The sequence below is a fragment of the Leucobacter faecis genome, assembly GCF_054456635.2.
Map to the genome: position 1 here is coordinate 192,813 of NZ_JBTJEP020000002.1, position 23,818 is coordinate 216,630.

20 protein-coding genes, 1 tRNA gene and 1 other RNA gene are annotated in these 23,818 nt (G+C 64.3%); 6 read left to right on the top strand and 16 right to left on the bottom strand.

Annotated features, from left to right (window positions below):
- Positions 1 to 7: 7 nt before the first annotated feature.
- The 5 genes from guaD to ACXR2T_RS02630 form a co-directional block, all read right to left on the bottom strand.
- On the bottom strand, positions 8 to 1,309 hold the full coding sequence (guaD, locus tag ACXR2T_RS02610; protein WP_458838209.1) for a guanine deaminase: 1,302 nt from the start codon (positions 1,307 to 1,309) through the stop codon (positions 8 to 10).
- A gap of 127 nt (positions 1,310 to 1,436) precedes the next feature.
- Complete coding sequence (locus tag ACXR2T_RS02615; protein WP_458838208.1) at positions 1,437 to 3,707, bottom strand: polyribonucleotide nucleotidyltransferase; 2,271 nt, start codon at positions 3,705 to 3,707, stop codon at positions 1,437 to 1,439.
- Positions 3,708 to 3,958: 251 nt separating this feature from the next.
- Positions 3,959 to 5,551: a phosphoglycerate dehydrogenase gene (serA, locus tag ACXR2T_RS02620; RefSeq protein ID WP_458838207.1), complete on the bottom strand. Its 1,593-nt coding sequence runs from the start codon at positions 5,549 to 5,551 to the stop codon at positions 3,959 to 3,961.
- A 131-nt stretch (positions 5,552 to 5,682) separates the two neighbouring features.
- Positions 5,683 to 6,003 carry a hypothetical protein gene (locus tag ACXR2T_RS02625; RefSeq protein ID WP_458814225.1) on the bottom strand — a complete coding sequence of 107 codons (321 nt, stop codon included), beginning with the start codon at positions 6,001 to 6,003 and terminating at the stop codon, positions 5,683 to 5,685.
- Between the two features lies 1 nt (position 6,004).
- Positions 6,005 to 6,541: a hypothetical protein gene (locus tag ACXR2T_RS02630; RefSeq protein ID WP_458838206.1), complete on the bottom strand. Its 537-nt coding sequence runs from the start codon at positions 6,539 to 6,541 to the stop codon at positions 6,005 to 6,007.
- 126 nt (positions 6,542 to 6,667) lie between these two features.
- Here ACXR2T_RS02630 and hrpB point away from each other — a divergent pair, with 126 nt between their 5' ends.
- Complete coding sequence (gene hrpB / locus ACXR2T_RS02635) at positions 6,668 to 9,304, top strand: ATP-dependent helicase HrpB (RefSeq protein WP_458838205.1); 2,637 nt, start codon at positions 6,668 to 6,670, stop codon at positions 9,302 to 9,304.
- A 69-nt stretch (positions 9,305 to 9,373) separates the two neighbouring features.
- Here the strand turns inward: hrpB and ilvC are convergent, their stop codons facing one another.
- The 5 genes from ilvC to ACXR2T_RS02660 form a co-directional block, all read right to left on the bottom strand.
- On the bottom strand, positions 9,374 to 10,390 hold the full coding sequence (gene ilvC, locus ACXR2T_RS02640; protein WP_458814351.1) for a ketol-acid reductoisomerase: 1,017 nt from the start codon (positions 10,388 to 10,390) through the stop codon (positions 9,374 to 9,376).
- Between the two features lie 107 nt (positions 10,391 to 10,497).
- Positions 10,498 to 11,007, bottom strand: a complete 510-nt coding sequence (gene ilvN / locus ACXR2T_RS02645; protein WP_458814219.1) for an acetolactate synthase small subunit — start codon at positions 11,005 to 11,007, stop codon at positions 10,498 to 10,500.
- Positions 11,008 to 11,010: 3 nt separating this feature from the next.
- The gene (locus tag ACXR2T_RS02650; RefSeq protein WP_458814217.1) at positions 11,011 to 12,804 is read right to left on the bottom strand and encodes an acetolactate synthase large subunit; all 1,794 of its coding nucleotides are present in this window, start codon (positions 12,802 to 12,804) and stop codon (positions 11,011 to 11,013) included.
- An 82-nt stretch (positions 12,805 to 12,886) separates the two neighbouring features.
- Positions 12,887 to 14,581: a dihydroxy-acid dehydratase gene (gene ilvD / locus ACXR2T_RS02655; protein ID WP_458814215.1), complete on the bottom strand. Its 1,695-nt coding sequence runs from the start codon at positions 14,579 to 14,581 to the stop codon at positions 12,887 to 12,889.
- 130 nt (positions 14,582 to 14,711) lie between these two features.
- Entirely contained in the window at positions 14,712 to 14,954 is a 243-nt protein-coding gene (locus ACXR2T_RS02660; protein ID WP_458814213.1) for a hypothetical protein, read from the bottom strand.
- Between the two features lie 156 nt (positions 14,955 to 15,110).
- Between ACXR2T_RS02660 and ACXR2T_RS02665 the strand changes: the two genes are divergently transcribed.
- The 5 genes from ACXR2T_RS02665 to ACXR2T_RS02685 all read left to right on the top strand — a co-directional run bounded on the left by ACXR2T_RS02665 (position 15,111) and on the right by ACXR2T_RS02685 (position 18,218).
- Positions 15,111 to 15,335, top strand: coding sequence for a hypothetical protein (locus tag ACXR2T_RS02665; protein ID WP_458814211.1), 225 nt, complete (start codon positions 15,111 to 15,113; stop codon positions 15,333 to 15,335).
- Between the two features lie 114 nt (positions 15,336 to 15,449).
- Positions 15,450 to 16,709, top strand: a complete 1,260-nt coding sequence (gene nhaA, locus ACXR2T_RS02670; RefSeq protein ID WP_458814209.1) for a Na+/H+ antiporter NhaA — start codon at positions 15,450 to 15,452, stop codon at positions 16,707 to 16,709.
- A 127-nt stretch (positions 16,710 to 16,836) separates the two neighbouring features.
- Positions 16,837 to 16,908, top strand: a tRNA-Lys gene (locus tag ACXR2T_RS02675).
- Positions 16,909 to 16,994: 86 nt separating this feature from the next.
- Positions 16,995 to 17,798 carry an inositol monophosphatase family protein gene (locus ACXR2T_RS02680; RefSeq protein WP_458838203.1) on the top strand — a complete coding sequence of 268 codons (804 nt, stop codon included), beginning with the start codon at positions 16,995 to 16,997 and terminating at the stop codon, positions 17,796 to 17,798.
- Between the two features lie 12 nt (positions 17,799 to 17,810).
- Positions 17,811 to 18,218 carry a DUF3054 domain-containing protein gene (locus ACXR2T_RS02685; RefSeq protein ID WP_458814197.1) on the top strand — a complete coding sequence of 136 codons (408 nt, stop codon included), beginning with the start codon at positions 17,811 to 17,813 and terminating at the stop codon, positions 18,216 to 18,218.
- A gap of 205 nt (positions 18,219 to 18,423) precedes the next feature.
- On the opposite strand, the gene gap is transcribed toward ACXR2T_RS02685, so the two are convergent.
- From gap to ftsE, 6 genes are all read right to left on the bottom strand, one after another.
- Positions 18,424 to 19,422, bottom strand: coding sequence for a type I glyceraldehyde-3-phosphate dehydrogenase (gap, locus tag ACXR2T_RS02690; protein WP_458814195.1), 999 nt, complete (start codon positions 19,420 to 19,422; stop codon positions 18,424 to 18,426).
- A gap of 129 nt (positions 19,423 to 19,551) precedes the next feature.
- Positions 19,552 to 20,529: a GlxA family transcriptional regulator gene (locus tag ACXR2T_RS02695; RefSeq protein WP_458838202.1), complete on the bottom strand. Its 978-nt coding sequence runs from the start codon at positions 20,527 to 20,529 to the stop codon at positions 19,552 to 19,554.
- A gap of 45 nt (positions 20,530 to 20,574) precedes the next feature.
- Positions 20,575 to 20,946, bottom strand: a transfer-messenger RNA (tmRNA) gene (ssrA, locus tag ACXR2T_RS02700).
- A 138-nt stretch (positions 20,947 to 21,084) separates the two neighbouring features.
- On the bottom strand, positions 21,085 to 21,561 hold the full coding sequence (smpB, locus tag ACXR2T_RS02705; RefSeq protein WP_458814349.1) for an SsrA-binding protein SmpB: 477 nt from the start codon (positions 21,559 to 21,561) through the stop codon (positions 21,085 to 21,087).
- A 122-nt stretch (positions 21,562 to 21,683) separates the two neighbouring features.
- Entirely contained in the window at positions 21,684 to 22,598 is a 915-nt protein-coding gene (gene ftsX / locus ACXR2T_RS02710) for a permease-like cell division protein FtsX (protein ID WP_458814191.1), read from the bottom strand.
- A complete protein-coding gene (ftsE, locus tag ACXR2T_RS02715) occupies positions 22,595 to 23,806 on the bottom strand; it encodes a cell division ATP-binding protein FtsE (protein WP_458838201.1) in 1,212 nt (403 codons plus the stop codon). The genes ftsX and ftsE overlap by 4 nt, the downstream gene beginning before the upstream one ends.
- Positions 23,807 to 23,818 lie beyond the last annotated feature (12 nt).

The window sequence follows — 23,818 nt, forward strand, 5'->3', positions numbered from 1 at the left end:
CTTCAGCCTATCGCCGCAGCGTCTCCTCTCCCTGGATCCACACCCGCGCGATGTCGGCGGGCGTGCCGAGCGCGAACACTCGTGCGATCGCCGCATCTGGCCCGGGGGCGTGCTTCAGCCCGACATCGAGCGTCGAACCCGCCTCGGGGCGCACCCACACCGCGTCGAAGTTGCACCCCTGTGAAAGCTCGCCCACCCGTACCGAGGTGTCTCCCGTGAGCCCCAACGCTTCGGCACCGGCTTTCGTCGCGAGATACAGCAGGTGCGCTGCAGACAGCTCGAACCCGCCGCCGTGCGCAAGCCGCTGCATAAAGTACGCCTGTGCCCCCTCCTTCAAAAGTGAGAACCCGGTGCCCGCCCCCACATCGGTGCCGAGCGCCACACGCACCCCGTGGTCGATGTGCCTGCCAAACGCAAACACGCCGCTGCCGAGCGACGAGTTCGAGGTCGGGCAGTGCGCAACCGCGGCCCCCACCCCGCCAAGGCGCGCCAGCTCGGCCTCGCTCGGGAGCACGTTGTGCGCAAACACGCTGCGCTCCCCCACCAGCCCAGCCCGGTCGTACGCGTCGAGGTAGTCTCGCGCCTCGGGAAACAGCCCCGCGACGACGTCGATCTCGGCGGCATTCTCGTTGAGGTGCGACGTGAAAAAGAGTCCCTCGTGGGCGGCGAGCAACTCACCCTCGCTGGCGAGCAGCTCCGCCGAGGCAGACAGCGCGAAGCGCGGTGTCACCGCGTAGCGGGTGCGGCCCACACCGTGCCAGCGGGCGATGAGCGCCTCGGCTTCGGCGCGCGCTCGATCCGGCGTTGTCAGGAGCGCGCCGGGCAGCCCCCGGTCGCTCGTCACGAGCCCCGCCGTGATACGCAGGCCCGCCCGCGTCGCCTCAGTAAACAGCGCGTCGGTAGCGGCGGCGAAGTGCGAGCCAAACACAAGCGCCGTGGTCGTGCCCGCGTGCACCAGCCCCGCGACAAACTCGTGCGCGATCTCGCGCGCGTAAGCGACGTCTTGAAGCCGAGTTTCTTCGGGCAGCGCGCACGCATCGAGCCAGTCGAGCAGTGGCCGTCCAAGCTCACCAATCACCCGCACCTGCGGGTAGTGCACGTGGGTGTCGATGAGTCCAGGAATCAACACCCCGCCGCGCAGTTCGATCACCTCGGCGCGCGGCCACCTGTCACGTACGCCGTCAAATGGCCCACGATCGATGATCACGCCATCGCGCACAAGTAGGCCCGCGTCCTCCTCCGAGCGCAGCGCGCCCCCAGCAAACGGGCTGACTGGCGTGTCACACACGCTCGCACGGTATAGCTGCATCGCACACTCCTCGCGGTCGTTGCGAGCAGCATACCGCTCAATCACGTTCGCCCGCCGCACCCCGAAGGGTGCGGCGGGCGAACACATGATCCGGATCCGGCACAAGCTGCCGGATCGCGGCGCGAGGTTACTCGGCCGCGGGAGCCTCGTCAGCGGCGTCTGCCGCCTGCTCCTCGATGACGGGCTCGAGCGAGAGCTTGCCGCGGTCGTCGACCTTGGTGATCTTGACGAGCACCTTCTGGCCCACCGAGAGCACCTCGTCGACCGACTCGATGCGCTTACCGCCAACGAGCTTGCGCACCTCAGAGATGTGCAGCAGGCCGTCCTTGCCGGGCAGCAGTGACACGAAGGCGCCAAACGCGGCGTTCTTCACGACGGTGCCAAGATACTGCTCGCCGACCTCGGGGTTCTGCGGGTTAGCGATCGCGTTGACCTGCGCACGTGCAGCCTCAGCCGACGGGCCATCAACCGCACCGATGTATACGGTGCCATCGTCGTCGATCGAGATGTCGGCGCCGGTCGCGTCCTGAATACCGTTGATCGTCTTGCCCTTGGGGCCGATCAGCTCACCGATCTTGTCGACGGGGATGTTCACCGTGATGACGCGGGGCGCGGTGGGCGCCATCTCGTCGGGGGTGTCGATCGCCTGGTTCAGCACGCCGAGGATCGTGTCGCGCGCCTCCTTGGCCTGCGCCAGCGCGCCGATGAGCACGTCAGAGGGGATGCCGTCGAGCTTGGTATCAAGCTGCAGCGCGGTCACGAACTCCGAGGTACCAGCGACCTTGAAGTCCATGTCGCCGAGCGCGTCCTCTGCACCGAGAATGTCGGTGAGGGTGGCGTAACGGGTCTCGCCGTCGACCTCGTCAGACACGAGGCCCATAGCGATACCCGCGACGGCCGCGCGCAGCGGCACACCAGCGTTGAGCAGCGACAGGGTCGATGCGCAGACCGAGCCCATAGAGGTCGAACCGTTCGAGCTCAGCGCCTCAGACACCTGACGGATCGCGTAGGGGAACTCTTCGCGGCTCGGCAGCACGGGCACGAGTGCGCGCTCTGCCAAGAAGCCGTGGCCGATTTCGCGGCGCTTCGGGCTACCTACGCGGCCGGTCTCACCGGTCGAGTAGGGCGGGAAGTTGTAGTGGTGCATGTAACGCTTGCTGGTCGTGGGCGACAGCGAGTCGATCTGCTGCTCCATCTTGAGCATGTTGAGCGTCGAGACGCCCAAGATCTGGGTCTCGCCGCGCTGGAAGATCGCAGAACCGTGCACGCGAGGAATGACCTGAACCTCTGCGTCAAGCGCACGGATGTCGCGCAGGCCGCGGCCGTCCATGCGGCTGCCACCGGCGAGAATGCGGCCGCGTACGACCTTCTTCGTGACCGCCTTGTACGCACCCGAAACCTGAGCTTCAACCTCTGCGGCCAGCTCGCCTGCAGCGACCTTGGCTGCGATAGCCTCCTTGACGCGCAACTTCAGTGCGTCATCGGCGTCCTGACGCTCCTGCTTTGCAGCGATCTGGTAGATGTTCTCGAGCTCTGCCTGAGCAAGCTCCGCCACCGCGGCGTATGCCTCGTCGGTGTAGGGCAGGAACACGGGGTACTCCTGCACGGCCTTTGCCGACTGTGCGGCGAGCTGCTCCTGTGCCTTCACGAGCTGGGTCAAGAAAGGCTTAGCTGCCTCGAGACCCTGGGCAACGATCGCCTCGTCGGGCTTGGTAGCGCCAGCCTTGATGAGGTTCCATGAACCCTCAGTTGCCTCAGCCTCGACCATCATGATCGCGACATCTTCGGTGCCGTCTGCCTTGGTGACGACGCGGCCAGCGACCATCAGGTCGAACACTGCCTCGCCCACCTGCTCGGCGTTGGGGAACGCGACCCACTGGTCTGCGTTGTCGCCCGAGCCGGGAATCAGTGCCAGGCGCACGCCGGCAATGGGGCCTGAGAAGGGCAGACCCGAGATCTGGGTCGAGGCGCTTGCAGCGTTGATCGCCAGCGCGTCGTAGAACTCACCGGGAGCGATCGACATGACGGTCACAACGATCTGCACCTCGTTGCGCAGGCCGTCAACGAACGACGGGCGCAGCGGGCGGTCGATGAGGCGGCAGACGAGGATCGCCTCGGTCGAGGGGCGACCCTCGCGACGGAAGAACGAGCCGGGAATCTTGCCCGCGGCGTATGAACGCTCTTCGACGTCAACGGTCAGCGGGAAGAAGTCGAAGTGATCCTTCGGGTTCTTCGACGCGCTGGTGGCCGACAGCAGCATGGTTTCTTCGTCGATGTACGCGGCAACCGCGCCCTGCGCCTGCTGCGCGAGACGGCCGGCTTCGAAACGGATCGTACGCTTGCCAAAGCGGCCGTTGTCGAGAACGGTCTCGGCGAACTTGATTTCAGGACCCTCCACGGGATCTCCTTTGTTCGGGTGAGCGCGCGGCGTAGGTTACAGCGTGTGCCGCACTGCTGATGTTCAGTAGAAGGCCACCCTGGGAGCGTGCATCACAGAGGGAACTACCACCGAAGACCAGCCCGCAGCCTGCGCGCTCGAATGTCGTACCGTGGGCTTTTGCCCACTAGACCAGGCTATCACTGTGCACGAAAAACGGCACCGCCACCCCGTGAATGCGGGGAGACGGTGCCGTTTACGACGAGGACGAGCTACTGAGCGTCGACGTCGATCGTGTGGATCCGTTCTGCGCCAATCGCTGCGCGCAGCGATGTGATGACGTGTTCTTCAACCGGAGCGTCGACCGCGAGCACCGACAGCGCCGTGCCCTTCTTATCGTCGCGCGCGATCTGCAGGCCCGCGATGTTGACGCTCGCCTCGCCCAGAATGCCGCCGTATACCGCAACGATGCCGGGGCGATCGGTGTAGCTGAACACGACCAGGTGCTCTGGGATCGGCAGTTCGATTTCGTAGCCGTTGATCTCAACGATCTTCTCAACCTGCTTGGGGCCGGTGAGCGTGCCCGACACCGAAATCGCAGTGCCGTCGGTCAGCGCCCCACGCAGCGTGATGACGTTTCGGTAGCTCTCTGAGATCGCGTCCTTCGAGAATCGCACCTCGACGCCGCGCTGCTCAGCGATCAGCGGCGCGTTCACGTACGAAACGGGATCGCTCACCACCTTCGAGAAGACGCCCTTGAGGGCTGCCAGGCGCAGGGCCTCAACGTTGCGCTCAGCGAGCTCACCGTGCACCTCGATGTCAAGGGAGGCGATCGGTGCACCCGCGAGGCCCGCGAAGACCTGGCCAAGCTTCTCGGTGAGGGGCAGGCCGGGGCGCACATACTCATCGATCACGCCGCCCGCGACGTTCACCGCGTCGGGCACGAGGTCGCCCGCGAGTGCCAGGCGCACCGACTTCGCGACAGACACACCGGCTTTCTCCTGTGCTTCTGCGGTCGAAGCGCCCAGGTGCGGGGTGACGTTGACGTTCGGCAGACCCGTGAGTGAGGTATCGGCCGGAGGCTCCTGCATGAACACGTCGAGCGCGGCTCCGGCAATTTCGCCTGCCTTGAGGGCGTCAGCGAGCGCCGCCTCATCGATGAGGCCGCCGCGAGCTACGTTGACAACGTACGCGGTCGACTTCATCGCGCGCATCTGGTCTGCGCCGATCATGCCGAGCGTCTCAGGCGTGCGCGGCATGTGGATCGTGAGGAAGTCGACGCGCTTTACGAGCTCGTCAAGCGAAACCAGTTCGACACCCAGCTGCTGTGCCCGCACTGCGGTGACGTAGGGGTCGAACGCGATGAGTTCAACACCAAAACCACGCAGACGTTCGGCGACGAGGGCGCCGATTCGGCCGAGGCCGACGATGCCGACGGTCTTTTCGTAGAGCTCGGTGCCGGTGAACGACGACCGCTTCCAAAGTCCCTCTGACAGCGACGAGTGCGCACGCGGCAGGTGGCGTGCGAGACCCAGAATGTGGGCGACCGTCAGCTCAGCAGCGCTGATGATGTTCGAGGTCGGGGCATTGACGACCATCACACCGGCCTGCGTGGCAGCCTTGATGTCGACGTTGTCGAGGCCCACGCCAGCGCGGGCGATGACCTGCAGCTGGGGTGCCCAGCTGAGCGCCTCGGCGTCAATCAGTGTTGCCGAGCGCACAAGCACGGCGTTTGCCGTGGCCAACGCCGAGCGCAGCGCGTCGCGGTCAGTACCGTCGACGTGCACCACCTCGAAGTCGGGGCCGAGTGCGGCGATGGTAGCGGGCGAAAGTTGTTCGGCGATCAGCACGACCGGCGCAGACATCAAGCGAATCCTTCGGGTCAGCGGCATTGGGTACCCAGCCTGTGCAAACACGGGCCGGGGTTCCATTCTAGGGTCTCACGCGGCAGCACGATGACGCGCGGCGTCACGCAGCGACGCATTCGGCCCCAAAACTAGCCGAAGAAGCTCGACTGTGGCACCAGCAGCAGCACTTCAAGCTGAATCGCGGCGGCCGCGCACAACCCGGTCGCGAGCGCGAGTAAGCGCACCGCGGTGCCACTGCGCCGGGCGAATACGAGGGCGAGCGCATACGCGAGCGGCGGCAGAGCGACACCAAATATCATCCAGAACCAGCCAGCCCCGGTTATCGATACCCCAATGCTCGCCACCATCTGGGGCAGCAGCACGATGTTGCCCACGGCAGCTACCACCATGTAGACATACAGGCCGGTGATGATTGCCCACACGGCCCAAGAAATGATTCGGCGTGTCATATTATGCACCCCACATAATCATGGGCAGCGGCACCAGCACCACCGCACCCAGCACGATCCACAGCGCGAGCCGCAGCGTCGAAGCACCCCGGTTCATCAGTAGCGCGGTGAAAAACCATCCGATCGGCGCGAGCGGCGCGATCCAGAACACGATCTGCTGCAGCACACCGCCGAGCGATCCGCTCGACGCGGCGACGAGGTCGTTTGCGCTCGCGTAGTACTCGGCCCAGCTAAACCAGACCCACGTGTACATCAGGTAGATGCCACCAAATACCCCCAGCACCACGAGCGTCGCGTTCGACATTTGCGCGCGCTCCCCCGTAGGTTCGCTCCCGCCCGCACCCGATTCGTCGGTTTGCTGCTCAGCTGCAGCAAACGCCGCCACTAGCGGCTCGGGCGTCGCCCCTTGCTCGGGTGCCCCCGGCCCGGAACTCGCCTGTTCGGGAGCACCCTCGACAGTCCACCCGCTCACAAGGCGGCTCTCGCGCGCCCCGCCATCGTTCTTATTTCGCACGATCACCACACTAGCTAAACTCATCTTTGAGTCTGCCGAGCCCGGCATGCCTTCCCCACCGCGCCACGCACCGCGCCACCCACCGCGCCACGCACCGCGCCACACACCGCGACACATCGCGCCATGTGCCCTGCCTCGTAAGCTAGCTGGGTGACTGCGCTTCCCTTTGACCTCGCCCGCATCGGCCACGGACTCGTCGTCTCACGCGCCCAACAAGAGCTTGAACGCGCCGCGGCGGCCCGCGCATTCGTCGTCACCGCCCCGCCAGGCACGGGCAAAACGACCTTTGTACCCCCGCTCGTGGCGAATTTGATCGCGCAGGCAGCTTCCGCTGATACGGGCCCCATACCGCGCGTGATTCTCACGCAGCCGCGGCGCATCGCCGCTCGGGCCGCCGCCCACCGGCTCGCCGAGCTATCGGGCACCCCGCTCGGCGAACTGGTGGGCGTCACGATGAGAGGCGAGCGTCACGTGAGCGCCAGCACCCGGGTCGAGGTGGTCACTCCCGGTGTGCTGCTGCGGCGCCTCATTGACAACCCCGAGCTGCCGGGGGTCGCAGCGATTGTGCTCGACGAGGTGCACGAGCGCACGGTCGAGGGTGATCTGCTGCTCGGCATGGCAGCCGAAGCCCGCGCGCTACGTGATGATCTGATTGTCGTGGCAATGTCTGCGACGCTCGATGCTGCGAGCGTGTCTGAGCTGCTGGGCGGCGCCCCCGTTGTGCAGGTGCCGTCGGTGCTGCATCCACTCACTGTCACCCACGAACCGTTCGCTGGCTTACGGCTCGATCAACGCGGCGTGACGCGCGACTACCTCGCGCACTTGGCCCACGTCACGCTCAAGGCACAGCGCGATGCCCATGCGCACGACCCCGCGCACAGCGACGCGCTCGTGTTCGTGCCGGGTGCACGTGAAGTCGACGATCTCGTCGCGCTGCTACGTTCAAGCTCCGGATCAGGGGCAACCTTCCCTGAGATCCTGCCGCTTCACGGCCGGGTGCCCGCGCGCGAGCAGGATCGGGCCGTGCGTGGCCGCGGCCCTGCAGAGCCACCGCGCATCATCGTCAGCACGTCGCTCGCCGAAAGCTCACTGACGGTGCCCGGGGTGCGCCTCGTCGTGGATGCGGGGCTCGCCCGTGAGGTGCGCCGCGATCGCGGGCGCGACATGGCGGGGCTTACAACCGTGAGCGCGTCGCGTGCAAGCGCCGAACAGCGTGCGGGCCGCGCCGCCCGCCAGGGTCCCGGGCGCGTCGTGCGAGCGTATTCTGAAGCCGAGTATGCGCACATGCGCCAGGCAGGCCAGCCCGAAATCGCCTCGGCAGACCTCACCGATGCGGCCCTCCTATTGGCGGCGTGGGGTACGCCCGAGGCGGCGGGGCTTGCGCTTTTGACACCCCCGCCCGAGGCCGCCATACGCCAAGCTGCGCGCACACTGCGTGCGCTCGATCTGATCGACGACGCGGGGTACACGACAGCGGCGGGCCGCGCGGTCGCGCTGTTGCCGGTCGGCGCAAGTTCGGCCCGCGCCCTCACCGAGGGAGCGCGGGCGGTGCATGACCCGCGACTCGCGGCCGAGGTAGTGGCCGCGGTTTCTGACGACCACCGTGATCCGCACGCCGATCTGCCTCAGCTGTTGCGCGCGCTGCGCGCCGGGCGGCACCCGGGGGCGCCTCGCTGGAAGCGCGAGGTACAGCGTCTCGAACGCATTGCCCGCGCGGGCGGCTCGAGCACCCGGGGATCGAACGCCGCGGCGGCCCATACCGAAGGCTCGGGTGCTCCTACCACGGCCCGATCCGGAGCGGCAAGAGAGGCGCTAGGCACCATCGTCGCCCTCGGCCGCCCCGAGTGGGTTGCGCGCCGCACGAGTGAGCACGCGCGCAGTTACCTGCTCGCGAGCGGTACGCGGGCCGCGCTGCCCGAGGGCAGCGAGCTCGCAGCACACGAGTGGCTCGCCGTACACGAGGTGCAGCTGACAGGGGGCCGCGCCGCCGACGGCACGGGCGCCGTAATTCGCCTCGCGGCCCCCCTGAGCGAAGAGGTCGCATCTCGCGTGGCGCACAGACTCCTGACTTCCTCGCGGGCCGCAACGATCGAGGCCGGCAAGCTGCGGGTGCGTGAGGAGCGCTCGCTCGGCGCGATCGTGCTCGCGTCTGCCCCGGTGCGCGCAGAGCCCAGCGACATCGGGCCCGCCTACACCACACACTTGCGCGCCGAGGGGCTCGAGACGCTCAGCTTCGGTGAGGGGGCGAACATGTTGCGTGCGCGACTCGCACTGCTCCACCGCGTTCTCGGCGCGCCCTGGCCCGATGTGAGCAGCGACGCGCTGCTCACGCGGCTCGACGACTGGCTCGTGCCGGATCTTTCCAAGCTGCGCCCCGGCGCTGCGCTCGCGGGGCTCGATCTCGCGCAAGCGCTCCGCCGGCTACTGCCGTGGCCCGAAGCGGCGCGCCTCGATGAACTCACGCCCGAGCACCTCGCGGTGCCGTCGGGCTCTCGCGTGCGCATCACGTATGCCCTCGATGATGCCCGGCCCGTGGTCGCGGTGAAGCTACAAGAGCTGTTTGGCCTGGCCGAGACTCCTCGGCTTGTTGATGGGCGCGTGCCGGTCTTGTTTCATCTGCTGTCACCGGCGCGGCGGCCCCTTGCTGTCACCGATGACCTGCGGTCATTTTGGGGCGGGCCGTACCAACAGGTGCGGCGCGAGATGCGCGGTAGGTACCCGAAACATCCGTGGCCCGAGGACCCGTGGACCGCGCAGGCGACAGCGCGCACGAAGCGCGCTGGTTAGAGCCAGCCCTGCACCGCGGGGACAGCAAAGGGCGCCTGGATTTCCAGGCGCCCTTGTACCCGCTAGTGCTTAGCGTGCAGCCGAACCATCGACGTAGTCGGCGTCGGTCTGCTGCCATGCAAACAGGCTGCGCAGCTCAACACCGGTCTTCTCGATGGGGTGCTGCTCTTCCTTGGCGCGCATGGCCTGGAACTCAACACCGCCGTTGTCCATGTCCTCGATGAAACGCTTCGCGAACGCACCGGTCTGGATGTCGGTGAGGACCTCCTTCATGCGCTCCTTGACGCCCGCGTCAACGATGCGGGGGCCCGAGACGTAGTCACCGAACTCAGCGGTGTCAGAGATCGACCAGCGCTGCTTAGCGATGCCGCCCTCCCACATCAGGTCGACGATGAGCTTGAGCTCGTGCAGCACCTCGAAGTAGGCGATCTCGGGCTGGTAGCCAGCCTCGGTGAGCGTCTCAAAGCCGGCCTGCACGAGGTGGCTCATGCCACCGCAGAGCACTGCCTGCTCGCCGAACAGGTCGGTCTCGGTCTCTTCGGTGAAGGTCGTCTTGATGACGCCGGCGCGGGTGCCACCGATCGCCTTCGCGTACGACAGTGCAATGTTCCATGCGTTGCCGGTCGCGTCAACCTCGACTGCAATGATGTCGGGGATACCACGGCCAGCCTCGAACTCGCGGCGCACGGTGTGGCCGGGGGCCTTGGGAGCAACGAGGATCACGTCGACGCCCTCGGGAGCCTCGATGTAACCGAAACGGATGTTGAAGCCGTGGGCAAACGCGAGGGTCTTGCCCGCGGTCAGCTTGTCCTTGATCTGCTCGTTGTAGATCGCACGCTGGTGCTGATCGGGGGCGAGGATCATGATGAGGTCGGCCCACTCGGCCGCGTCAGCCACCGTCTTAACGGTGAAGCCAGCTTCTTCGGCCTTCTGGATCGACTTCGAGCCTTCCTTGAGCGCGATAACAACCTCGACGCCTGAGTCGCGCAGGTTCATTGCGTGCGCGTGACCCTGCGAGCCGTAGCCAACGACGGCTACCTTCTTGCCCTGGATGATCGACAGGTCGGCGTCGGCGTCGTAGTACATCTCTGCCACGGGGTTCTCCTTATGTTGGGGGTTTTGAAAAGTGAATTGGTTTGTGGATCCTGCGACTCGCTTCGCGAGCGCAGGATGACAGCTGGCTTCGCCGGCTGTCAGTTTTTGAAGACGCGCTCGGTGATCGATTTCGAACCACGGCCCATGGCGATCAGACCCGACTGGGCGATCTCCTTGATGCCGTACTGTTCGAGCACTTTCAGAAAGGCCTCGATCTTGCCGGTGTCACCCGTGACCTCGATCGTGAGGGCATCGGGCACCACATCGACGACCCGCGCCCGAAACAGGTTGACCGCTTCAAGCACGTGTGACCGTGACTGGTTATCTGCACGAACCTTGATGAGAACGTGTTCGCGCTGCACCGAACTCGTGGCATCAAGTTCGACCACTTTAATCACGTTGACGAGCTTGTTGAGCTGCTTCGTGACCTGTTCAAGTAGCGTCTCGTCTTCGTCGACCACGACCGTGATGCGCGACAGACCGTGCATTTCGGTGGGGCCAACAGCGAGGGACTCGATGTTGAAGCCGCGGCGTGCAAATAGCCCGGCTACACGGGTCAATAGGCCCGGCTTGTCCTCTACGAGGAGGCTGAGTACGTGACGTGACATGGTTTACTCTTCCTCCCACTCGGGGCTGTGTTCGAGGGCGTACTGGATGTCGCTGTTCGACGTGCCCTGGCGCACCATCGGCCAGACCATGGCGTCGGCGCTCACCACAAAATCGATCACGACGGGGCGGTCGTTCGTTGCGAGTGCCAACTTGATTGCCTCGTCGACCTGCTCTTCGCGCTCCACGCGAATCGCCAAGCAGCCGTAGGCCTCGCCAAGCTTCACAAAGTCGGGCACACGCTGCGAGCCATGACCGGTGTTGAGCTCGGTGTTTGAGTAGCGACCGTCATAGATGAGAGTCTGCCACTGGCGCACCATGCCAAGCGACGAGTTGTTGATGACCGCAACCTTGATCGGAATATTATTCACCACACACGTGGCGAGCTCCTGGTTGGTCATCTGGAAGCAGCCGTCACCGTCGATCGCCCACACGTGACGATCCGGCTCAGCAACCTTCGCACCCATCGCAGCGGGCACCGAGTACCCCATGGTGCCAGCACCGCCCGAGTTGAGCCAGGCGTGCGGGCGCTCATACTTGATGAACTGCGCCGCCCACATTTGGTGCTGCCCGACACCCGCGGCGTAGATGCCCTCGGGGCCCGTCAGCTCGCCGATGCGCTGAATCACGTACTGGGGTGACAGCAGCCCGTCGGTCGTCTCCTGATACCCCAACGGGTAAGTCTTGAGAAGCCCGTTCAATCGCTCCCACCAGGCTGAGGTGTCGGCGAACTCGCGCGACACCTTCGCCGTCGTAACAGCCGCGATAAGGTCAGAAATCACCTCTGCAGCGTCGCCCACGATCGGCACGTCGGCCGCACGAATCTTGCCAATCTCGGCGGGGTCGATGTCGGCGTGGATCACCTTTGCATCGGGCGCGAACAGTGCCGCCTTGCCGGTCACACGGTCGTCAAACCGTGCACCGAGGGTGATGAGCAGGTCGGCCTCCTGCAGCGCCAGCACTGCGGGAACGGTACCGTGCATGCCCGGCATACCCATGTGCTGCGGGTGTGAGTCTGGGAACACACCGCGCGCCATGAGCGTGGTCACCACAGGCGCACCCACGAGCTCAACGAGCTGCTTCAGCTCGTCTGCAGCCCCTGCGCGCACAACGCCGCCACCCACGTAAAACACGGGCCGCTCGGCCTGTGCAATGAGCTCTGCCGCGGCTTGAATCTGCTTGCTGTTCGCCTTTGTGATGGGGCGGTAGCCCGCGAGATCCACGCGGGGATCCCACACAAAGTCGAGCATGCCCTCCTGCGCGTCCTTCGTGATGTCCACGAGCACGGGGCCGGGGCGCCCTGAAGAGGCCAGGTGGTAGGCCGCCGCGATGGCGCCAGGAATGTCTTCGGCCTTCTTTACGAGGAAGGAATGCTTGGTGATCGGCATCGTGATGCCCACGATGTCGGCCTCTTGGAAGGCGTCGGTGCCCATGAGGTGCGAGAACACCTGACCGGTGATCGCAAGCATCGGCACCGAGTCCATGTAGGCATCGGCGATGGCGGTGACGAGGTTCGTGGCGCCGGGGCCCGAGGTGGCGATGCACACGCCTACACGGTTGCTGGAGCTCGCGAAACCCTCGGCAGCGTGGCCGCTGCCCTGTTCGTGACGCACGAGCACGTGGCGCAGCTTGGCTGCGTCCATGAGCGCGTCGTACAGCGGCAGCACTGCGCCGCCAGGAAGACCGAAGACATCGGTGACGCCGAGAGCTTCGAGGCTGCGTACGACAGCCTGAGCACCGTTCATGCGTTCACCGCGCGCGTCGGGTATGGGTGGAGTTGCACTCGAATCCGAGGTCATTGCTTTCTTTCGTCTGGAAGTGGCTTGCGCGCGTACAGTGTTGCGGTCACATGAGTGTCATGCGTCCGCAACACCGAGAGGACTAGCCCGTAATGGCGCCCTCTGACGCGGAATGCACGAGCTTGGCGTACTTAGCGAGAACGCCGCGCGTGTATCGCGGGGGAAGCGGGGCCCAAGTTTCTTTGCGGGCCTCAAGCTCAGCGGGGTCTACCAGCAAGTCGAGCGTTCGTTGGGTGATGTCAACCCGAATCAGGTCACCGTCACGCACCAGTGCAATCGGACCGCCATCAGCGGATTCCGGTGCAATATGGCCGATGCACAGGCCGGTTGTGCCGCCTGAGAATCGTCCGTCCGTCAATAGTAGTACATCTTTTCCGAGCCCCGCGCCCTTGATGGCCGCGGTGATGGCCAGCATCTCGCGCATACCTGGGCCACCCTTGGGGCCTTCGTAGCGAATGACGACGATATCGCCCTTGTTAATTTCGCCCGCCTCGAGCGCGTCCATCGCGGCGCGTTCACGCTCAAACACGCGCGCGGGCCCCTCAAACTGCTCAAGGTCGAAGCCTGCCGTCTTCACGACAGCACCTTCGGGCGCCAGCGAACCGCTCAGAATAGTGAGACCGCCGTTGGCGTGCAGCGGGTCGTCCAGCTTGCGAATCACCTTGCCATCGATCGGTGCCGGATCAAGCTCGGCAATGTTCTCGGCAAGGGTCTTGCCGGTCACGGTCAGCGCGTCACCGTGCAACAGGCCCGCGTCAAGCAGCGCCTTCATGATCACGGGCATGCCGCCCACACGGTCAAAGTCCTCGGCAACATACTGACCGAAGGGCTTCATGTCGGCGAGGTGCGGCGTGACCGCGCCGATACGCGTGAAGTCGTCGAGCGTGAGCTCAACTTCGGCTTCGCGTGCGATCGCCAGCAGGTGCAGCACTGCGTTGGTCGAACCGCCAAGCACCATCGCAACGGTGATCGCGTTTTCAAACGCCTTTTTTGTGAGGATGTCACGCGAGGTGATGCCCTTGCGCAGCAGGTTCACGACGGCTTCACCCGCGCGGTGCGAGTAGTAGTCGCGGCGGCGATCAGCGCTGGGCGGGGCCGCCGATCCGGGCAAGCTCATGCCGAGTGCCTCGGCCACGCACGCCATGGTGTTCGCGGTGTACATGCCACCGCACGCTCCCTCACCGGGAGCAATTGCGCACTCGACCCGCTTCAGATCTTCTTCGCTGAGCGTGCCGGCGACGCAGGCACCCACGGCCTCAAACGCGTCGATAATAGTGACCTGCTTCTCGGTACCATCGGAAAGCTTCACCCAGCCCGGCGCAATTGATCCGGCGTAGAGAAATACCGATGCGAGGTCGAGGCGAGCCGCGGCCATCAGCATGCCGGGGAGCGACTTGTCGCAACCGGCGAGCAGCACCGAGCCGTCGAGGCGCTCAGCCATCATGACGGTCTCGACCGAATCGGCGATAACCTCGCGCGACACGAGCGAGAAGTGCATACCCTCGTGCCCCATCGAGATGCCGTCAGACACCGAGACGGTGCCAAACTGCATGGGATAGCCACCGCCCGCGTGCACGCCTTCTTTGGCACCCTGCGCGAGGCGGTTGAGGCTGAGGTTACACGGGGTGATCTCGTTCCAGGAGCTGGCAATACCGATTTGCGGCTTATCCCAGTCCTCGTCGCCCATACCTACCGCGCGAAGCATGCCTCGCGCTGCAGCCTTTTCGATTCCATCTGTGACGTCGCGACTTCGCGGCTTCATGTCAATCTCTGCCATGTCGCCAGTCTATGCCCTTAGCGATGCCGCCCCGATCACGTACCGGCGAGGCCCGCAGAAATGACTGATGCCGAAGCCCCAGAAGGGCCCCGGCATCGTGTCGCGTGTTACGCGCTGTTACTTCAGTGCGTTACTTGCCAATCTTGGGCAGCACCGTAAAGGGAAGCGCGAAGCCGATCGTCGTAGCGGCGAGGCCACCCGCGAACATCGCAAGCTCGGTCACTGAACCAAGCGTGACGTTGAAGCCGTAGCTCATCAACACAATGCCGCCCATGGACAGCACGAAGGACAGCACGAAGAACACGGCTGTGATCGCGCTCACCGCGCCGCGCGAGCTCTCCTCGAACAGCGCCTGGGTGTTCTCTTTCGCCATGTTCTGGCCTCTCCTTAAGTTCAGGTGGGCGCTCTCGAACGCCCATAACAAAACCACGCCCACAATCGGGCCTTGAGACCAGGGTATCGCACACCGCGCAGTTCGAGTGCCCGACATGATCTAGCGGGTAGGCTGATCGCACGCGCATCTTCGCGTATGGATGACGAGCCCCCAGGAGGATCCGTGCAGATCGGCAAGTTTGTGACCAGCCCAGCCGTCATCGGCGCCGCTCTCGGCGCAATTGGCGCCGCCAAGAGAACCTCCGCCATGCCGCGCGACTGGCGCCGGCTGCTTGTCTGGGGAACGTGGGCCGCGGGCCTCACGCTCGCGATCGCGAGCGTCGCCATGCAAGAGCAAGATCGCGAACTCGAACGCGAATAGCACTCACTTTTCACCAAGCATCTATCGCGACATACCCGTTATGCTGTTCACTGGTGTGTCGGGAAGTCTGGTCGACGAAGTCGCTCAGCAACCCGTAAAACGCGAAGGTGCCCTATGTCACACCCCCACCACTCCCCCACAGCTCCCAGCAATCGCGGCCGCACACGCCGCATTCTGGCGCTCGTCAATAAACGAGAAGCCGCCCGCGTAAGCAGACTGCTGCGCGCTGAACTCGTGGGCGGTGTGATCATCATGGTCGCGGCGCTGATCGGCTTCTTGGCGGCAAACAGCCCGCTGGCAGACGGCTACTTTGCTCTGCGTGACACCCGAGTGGGGCCCGAGGCGCTGCACCTCAATCTGTCGCTTGGCCAGTGGTCGGCAGACGGTTTGCTCGCAATCTTCTTCTTTATGGTGGGCCTCGAACTCAAGCGTGAGTTTGCATTTGGTGCACTGAGCAAGTTCTCGACAGCCGTGGTGCCCGTCGTGGCCGCCTTTGGTGGCGTGATCGTACCCGCGCTCATTTATACAACGGTGAATTCGGGTGGCCCCGGCGCACACGGCTGGGCCATTCCCACCGCGACCGATATCGCCTTTGCGGTGGCCGTACTCGGGCTCCTTGCACCGCGCATTCCGCCCGCACTGCGCGTGTTTCTACTCACGCTCGCCGTTGTCGACGATCTCATCGCAATCACCATCATTGCCATCTTCTACACCGCCGAGATCAACCTGCTGCCACTCGCGCTCTCGCTCGTACCGCTCGCACTGTACGCATTCTTCGCGCACCGATTCCCGGCACGCCTCGCGCGCAGCACGTGGATCCCCTGGCTCGTCATGTTGCCGCTCGGCATTGTTGTCTGGGCACTGTTTCACGCTTCGGGCATTCACGCCACCATCGCCGGCGTCGTACTGGCATTCATTGTTCCTGTCTCTGGCCGCCGCAACACCGACCTTGCCCAAGCGTTTGAGCACCGATTCAGCCCGCTCTCGACGGGCATCGCCGTTCCCCTGTTTGCATTCTTTGCCGCGGGCGTTGCCGTCGGCGGAGAATCGAACTTTCCGTTCGACCCGATCGCCGTGGGCGTGATGCTTGGGCTCGTGGTCGGCAAACCGGTTGGCATTGCGCTTACTACGTGGCTACTCACCCGCTTTACTCGCGCCGAGCTAGACGCGGCAGTGAAGTGGCGCGAGCTGATTGGGGTGGGCGCGCTCGCCGGCGTGGGGTTCACCGTGTCTCTGCTTGTGACGGAGTTGAGCTTCACACACCCCGGCGACGCCGATACCGCACGCTTGGCAGTGATGGTTGCTTCGATCATGGCGGTCGCTGTCGCGGCCTGCTTCCTCGTACGCAAACCCCGCTCACGCCAGTTCTCGTAACGAAGTTACCGCCCGCCACGCCCGGGCGAATGCGTCAAGTTTTTAGCCCGCGCAGGGCCGTGCTAAAGTAATTCTTGTTGCCGCGGCAGAGAGAAACACAGAGTTTCACACAGCCCAGCAGCGGTAAGCACCTCTAGCTCAATGGTAGAGCAATTGACTCTTAATCAATGGGTTCCGGGTTCGAGTCCCGGGGGGTGTACAGAATGAGAAAGGCCCGACTGTTACAGTCGGGCCTTTCGCGTATCCACGAGTTATTTCACTCTTCGCTAATGGAAAGCATGGCCGATGACTGCCCAGCACTTCACCCACTCTGAAGATCTCAAATTTGCACTCGAGCTCGCCGATCTCGCTGACTCGATCGCCCTCCCCCGGTTTCGTGCCGCAGATCTTACGATCGAAACCAAACCAGATCGCACGTTCGTCACCGACGCAGATCAGGCAGTCGAGGCCGCGATCCGGCGCCGGATCGAGGAGGAACGTCCGAACGATAGCTTCTTTGGCGAAGAGTCAGGACGCAGCGACCGGGGCTCGCGCCGGTGGGTCATCGACCCGATCGATGGCACCTCAAATTTTTTGCGTGGCGTACCCAACTGGGCGGCGCTCATCTCACTTGAGGTGGACGAAGTGCCGACGGTTGGAGTGGTCTCGGCGCCGGCGTTTGAAGCGCGCTGGTGGGCAGAGCTGGGCAGCGGCGCTTGGGGGCAGCAGCGGGGCGATGCGCCGCGCCGGTTGCGCGTCTCGGGTGTCAAAGATCTCGAGCACGCCTCACTCAGCTTTCAGAGCATCGCCCAGTGGGACGAGGAGGGATACCTTGAACCCCTCATCGCGCTCAGCCGCACGGTGTGGCGCGATCGCGCGTACGGAGACATGTGGTCATACATGCTGCTCGCAGAGGGCCTGGTGGACATCGTCGCCGAGTTTGACGTGAAGCCGTACGACCTGAGCGCGCTCGTGCCGATCGTACGCGAAGCGGGCGGGCGCTTCACCGACATCAACGGCGCCGAAAGCGCGTGGAACGGCAGCTCACTCGCCACAAACGGTGCGGTGCACGAGGCGGTACTCACAACGATCAAGAACGCACGCGCGTAAAAAGGGAGCACCATGGCCAAGACACCCGCTGCGCGCCCCGGGCGCCCCGCACTTCTCACCATCACGTTCGCTGCCGCTTGCGACATCGCACTGGTTGTACTGTTTGCAGCCCTCGGACGCTCGGAGCACGCACGGGATGCGAGCCTGCTGGGGCTCGGGCAGACGGCCTGGCCGTTTCTGGCGGGCCTCGCCATCATGTGGCTGATGACTCTCGCCTTCCGCCGACCGCTCGCGATCGTGCGCACGGGTGTACCCGTGTGGCTCGGCACCGTCGCCATCGGCATGCTGCTGCGTCTCGCCACCGGCTCAGGAACGGCACTACCGTTCGTGTTGGTCGCGACAGGGACGCTCGCCGTGTTTCTGCTCGGCTGGCGTGCGATTGCCGCGCTCGCGGCTCGGCTGCGACGGCCCGCGGCCTAAAGCACTGACCCCCACGTCAGCCAACGTGGCGATCGAAGTACGGCCCGATACCCGAAAATATGCGCGACTAGTTCCGCTTAAGTCCTACTCATAAGCGGAAGTAGTCGCGCATATTTGACGCGAGCTCCCCATAGTGGGCACCCGCACGGCGGCGACGCGAAAGGGGCGCCTCGCGGAAGACCGCGAGACGCCCCTTTCTGACGAGCTAGGCAGCCAGGCGCGTGAGCACCTGCACCGCACGGTTCGAGAAGCCCCACTCGTTGTCGTACCAGGCGACGACCTTTACGTGCTTACCCTCGGCGCGAGTCAGCTCTGAGTCGAAGATCGATGAGTGTGTGTTGCCGACGATATCGCTCGACACGAGCGGTTCCTCCGAGTACTCAAGCACTCCCGCCAGCGGGCCATCAGCAGCGGCACGGTAGGCCGCGAGTACTTCGTCACGCGACACCTCGCGCGAGACCGTAGCGTTGAGCTCCACGATCGACCCCACCGGCACCGGCACCCGCAGCGCGTCGCCCGAGAGCTTGCCGTCGAGGCTGGGCAGCACCAGCCCAATCGCCTTCGCAGCACCGGTCGAGCTCGGCACCACATTGAGCGCCGCCGCGCGGGCACGGCGCAGATCACCGTGGGGTGCGTCGACGAGACGCTGGTCACCCGTGTAGGCGTGCACGGTAGTCATGAAGCCGTGCTCGATACCAGCGAGGTCGTCAAGCACCTTTGCAAGCGGCGCAAGCGCATTCGTCGTGCACGATGCGTTTGACACGATGGTGTGCTCGGCCGCGTCATACAGGTCATCGTTGACGCCGACGACAACCGTCAGGTCTGCGCCGCCAGCAGGAGCCGACACCAGCACCTTCTTGGCGCCCGCCTCGATGTGCTTGTGTGCACCCTCCTTCGAGGTGAAGAACCCCGTCGACTCGAGCACGACGTCGACGCCCAGCTCACCCCAGGGCAGCTTTGCGGGGTCGCGCTCAGCGAGGATCTTGATGCGCCGGTCACCGACCACCAGCTCGTCACCGTCGACCGAAACAGTCTCAGACAGCTTGCCGTAAACGCTGTCACGCGCCAGCAGGTGAGCCAGCGTGGCCGGATCGGTCAGGTCGTTAATCGCGACAACCTCGAGGTCGCTCCCCTGCTCGAGCATTGCACGCAGCACACCGCGCCCGATTCGCCCGAACCCATTAATAGCCACTCGACCAGTCATGAAACTGTTCCCTTTCAACGCGAGACATCTTTAACTATCTCCAGCATCGTCGATCGAATGCCCCGCGAACAGTGGCAGCAATGCCACAGTTCAAACGAATACTGCCAACACGCCCGACATGCGGGTTGATTAGCTCAAAACGCCCGCATCTCCCCGGTGAACGGCAGCCGATTCGCGCGAAAATACCCGTCGGTACTCTGATGGTGTTGTGCCCAGCACCCGCCGAAAGTACCGCCGCAGATTCGTCGCGGTGCCGAGCCCCACCATCGCCGAGATCGCATCAACGCCGAGTTCAGTCTCTTCGAGGAGCTCGCGCGCACGGTCGACCCGCGCCCGCATCACCCACTGCATGGGTGTGTATCCCGTTTCGTCACGGAACCGCCGCGCAAATGTGCGCGGCGACACCACCGCGTTCTCGGCGAGCGCCTCGATCGACAGCGGCTCCCCCAGACGCTCGAGCGCCCACTGCCGGGTGCGCGTGAACCGCTCCCCGTGCGGTTCTGGCACGCTCTGCGGCACATACTGCGCCTGACCACCGCTGCGGTACGGTGCGGCCACGAGCCGCCTGGCCGCATGGTTCGCCGCCGCCATGCCAGCCTCCTGGCGCAAGATATGCAAGCACAGGTCGATACCTGACGCAGCCCCCGCCGACGTGAGCACCGAACCCTCGTCAACAAACAACACACGCTCGTCGACCCGCACTTCTGGAAACTGCTCTGCCAGCGCGTGCGAGTAGTGCCAGTGAGTCGTCGCCCGTCGCCCGTTGAGCAGCCCCGTAGCAGCGAGCGCAAACGCGCCGGTAGAGATAGCCGCAATGCGCGCCCCGCGCGCATGAGCGGCCCGCAATGCGGCCAACAGCTCTGGCGGCGCAAGCTCCGTGTTGGGCCGACGATACCCCGGTATAAAGACGAGATCGGCATCTGCAAGCGCTTCAAGGCCGTGCTCGACATGGTACGAGAGGCCGTCACCGCCTGCAATAAGCCCCGGGTGCACCCCGCACACTTCGACTGAGTACGGCATGCTCGCGCGGGTGGCGAACACCTGCGCCGGGATCCCAACGTCGAGCGGCTTCGCGCCCTCTAACACCACAACGACAACGCGCTTCATAGTGCTTCAGCCTACAAGCAACGCCACAGCGCGCAGTGTGAACTCCGGTGGAGCCGCGGGGAATTGAACCCCGGTCCACTTCGATGATTCCATGCCTTCTACGGGTGTAGTTCGTGAAATCGTTCTACTCGGCTCCGCTCTTTGCCACGAACAGCTAGTGCGACGAGCCCAGCCTCAGAAAAAGTCCCGGCACGCCCTGAGACGCGACGTGCCAGCAAGCCTCCTAAATGACGCCAGAAACCGGGGCGGAGGCGAACCCGGCCTGACGGACTCGGTCTCGTGCTTAGGCAGCGAGAGCGAAGTCGGTGCGCTTAGAAGTTGCACCTATTGTTTTGCGAAGGGCGTTTACGAGATAACTTCGCGTCCTCGACCCGCTTCTCACAGTCTCAAATCGACGTGTCGAAACCGATCGGCCCCGAAATCTGCCCCGCAAAGCGGGTACAGCCAGGAGCATTCACATTGCGCGCTATGGAGTTGTGGGGCCGGCCACTGGCCGGTGTCTCCATGCTAACACTTTTGAATGCGTACACGCCGGGCAGGCGATAAAATCGCGCGTCACTCCCCCGTGCGGTTACGCTGGCGCATTGCTCGCTCAGCCTCACGGGTGTCTTGCCGCTCGCGCAGCACCTGCCGCTTGTCGTACTCCTTCTTGCCCTTGGCAAGCGCAATCTCTACTTTGACTCGACCGTTCAAAAAGTACAGTCGCAGAGGCACGATCGTCATGCCGCCCTCACGCGTCTTTTGGTAGAGCTTGTCAATCTGCTGCCTGTGCAGCAACAGCTTGCGCTTACGCCTGGGCGCATGGTTGGTCCACGAACCGTTTAAATACTCGGGAATGTAGGCGGTGTCGAGCCACGCCTCACCGCGATCAATAAAGACGTAGCCGTCAACGAGCGACGCGCGCCCCATACGCAGCGACTTCACCTCGCTACCGGTGAGCACCATCCCCGCCTCATAGGTGTCGATGATGTGGTACTCATGCCGAGCCTTCTTGTTCGAAGCGATCAGCTTCTCACCGGTCTCCTTGGGCACGGTCACGTCCTTCCTCGCGGGTCTTGGTTGCGGCGTCTGCCGCATGATCCGGATCCCGGGGGTGCGATGCATCGCACCCCGGGATCCGGCGCTAGCTCACCAGCCTATCGCGGCCTGGCACACTAGACGCGCAGGTATCTTGCGATCGCAATCTTCGCGGCGATTGCCGACAGGAGCGCGCCGAGGGCGAGCAGAATCGGCGGCACAACGAGCGCCTGCTCGACCGTGATGTAACTGGTGAACGGCACCTCGGCTACCAAGAACCCCTGTACGAAGAACTTGACGATTGCGACCGACGCGGCCCCTGCAAGCACCGCGCCGATGAGGGCGGCGATGATGCCCTCGAGAATGAACGGTGTTTGAATGAACCTGTTCGACGCGCCGACCAGCCGCATAATGCCGATCTCGCGGCGGCGCGAGTAGGCAGAGAGCCTGATCGTCGTTGAGATGAGCAGCATCGCGGCGACGAGCATGAGCCCAGCAATCGCGATGGCGGTGTAGCTTGCGACCCCGAGGAACAAGAAGATGCGATCGAGCAGGCTGCGCTGGTCAGACACGCTCTGCACACCGGGAATGCCCGCAAACGTCTCTTGAATAATCTCAGAGCGCGACGGGTCCTTGAGCTTCACCCAGAACGTCTGGTTGAGCTGTTCGGGCCGCGTGATGTCGAGGATCGGGTTGCCCTTGAACTGCTCTTGGAACTCCTCAAACGCCTGCTCGTGCGTCACGAAGAAGTAGTCGTCAACGTACGGTGCGAGCGTGTCTGATGCCAGAGCCGCCTCGACGGCGTCGATCTCCTCCTCCCCCGCATCTTTACCTGCACAGGTGGCGCTCTCGTCGTAGTCCGTGCACAGGTAAACCGCGACCTGCGCCCGGTCAAACCAGAACGTCTTCATCTGCTGAATCTGCAGCTGCATCAAGATCGCGGCACCCACAAACGTGAGCGACACAAACGTGACCAGGATCACAGAGATCACCACTGAAAGGTTGCGGCGCAGGCCGCTTGCGACCTCGCCGAGTACGAGCCCAATTCTCATCGCACAGGCCCCACATCTGTCTGGTCATCGTTACTGTGTTTCAGCCCAAGGTGCTCGGCGAGACTACCCGTTTCTGACATGCGCACCGCGTCGATTGGCCGGTCTGGGTCGAGGAAGCTCGGAATTCGCTTACCCTGCGGCCCCGCGTCGCGCGTGTCGGTGAAGTCGTCGTCCATGTCGTCGTCTGGATCGCCAAACGGCGCAGGCTCCTGGTACACCGAAGCTTCGACCGGCTGCGCAGCCGCAGCCGCGTCGGTCGTCGACACTCCGGGCACCAAGTCTTCTGACGCAGCGGGCGACGCTGCAATGGCCTCGGGCCCGGGCTCTTCGTGATCCGGATCCTGATGTGCATAGACCTGCGCTGCAGCGAGGTCTTCACTCTCGGGGGCAGGGGCAGCGACGGCCTCGGGCGCCACTTCGGCGGGCGCCATTTCTTCAGGCGCGAGCGCCGCACGCACCACAGCCTCGGTGGTGCGCAGCACCTGCATACCCTCCTCTGACAGGTCGGTCACGGGAATTGAGGCGGTCTCACCGTAGCCGCCGCCAACCTCGTCACGCACGACGATACCGTTCGAGAGCTCGACCACACGCTGCTGCATAATGTCCACAAACGTGGCCTCGTGTGTCGCCATCACCACGGTCGTACCCGAAGCGTTGATGGCGCGCAGCAGCTGCATAATGCCGAGGCTCGTGGCCGGGTCAAGGTTGCCCGTCGGCTCATCTGCCAGCAAGATGGCGGGTTTGTTGACGATCGCGCGCGCAATCGCGACGCGTTGCTGTTCGCCGCCCGACAGCTCGTGCGGAAACCGCTTCGCCTTATTGGCGAGCCCGACCATCTCGAGCGTGTCGGGCACCGCCTCTTGAATAAAGCCGCGCGACTTACCGATCACCTGCAGCGTGAACGCGACGTTGTCGTAGACCGTCTTGTTCTGCAGCAACCTGAAGTCTTGAAACACCGTGCCCAGGTTGCGCCGAAAATAGGGCACCTTACGCGATGAAATCTTGCTGAGGTCTTGCCCCAGCACGTGAATCTTGCCGTTCGACGGCTGATCTTCACGCAGGATCAGCCGAAGGCAGCTTGATTTGCCCGACCCGGAGGCGCCCACGATGAACACGAACTCGCCACGGTCGACACGGAGGTCGATACCGTCGAGCGCGGGTTTCTGGGTGCCCCGGTATTTCTTGGTGACGTTTTCGAAGAGAATCATGACAGGTCGACC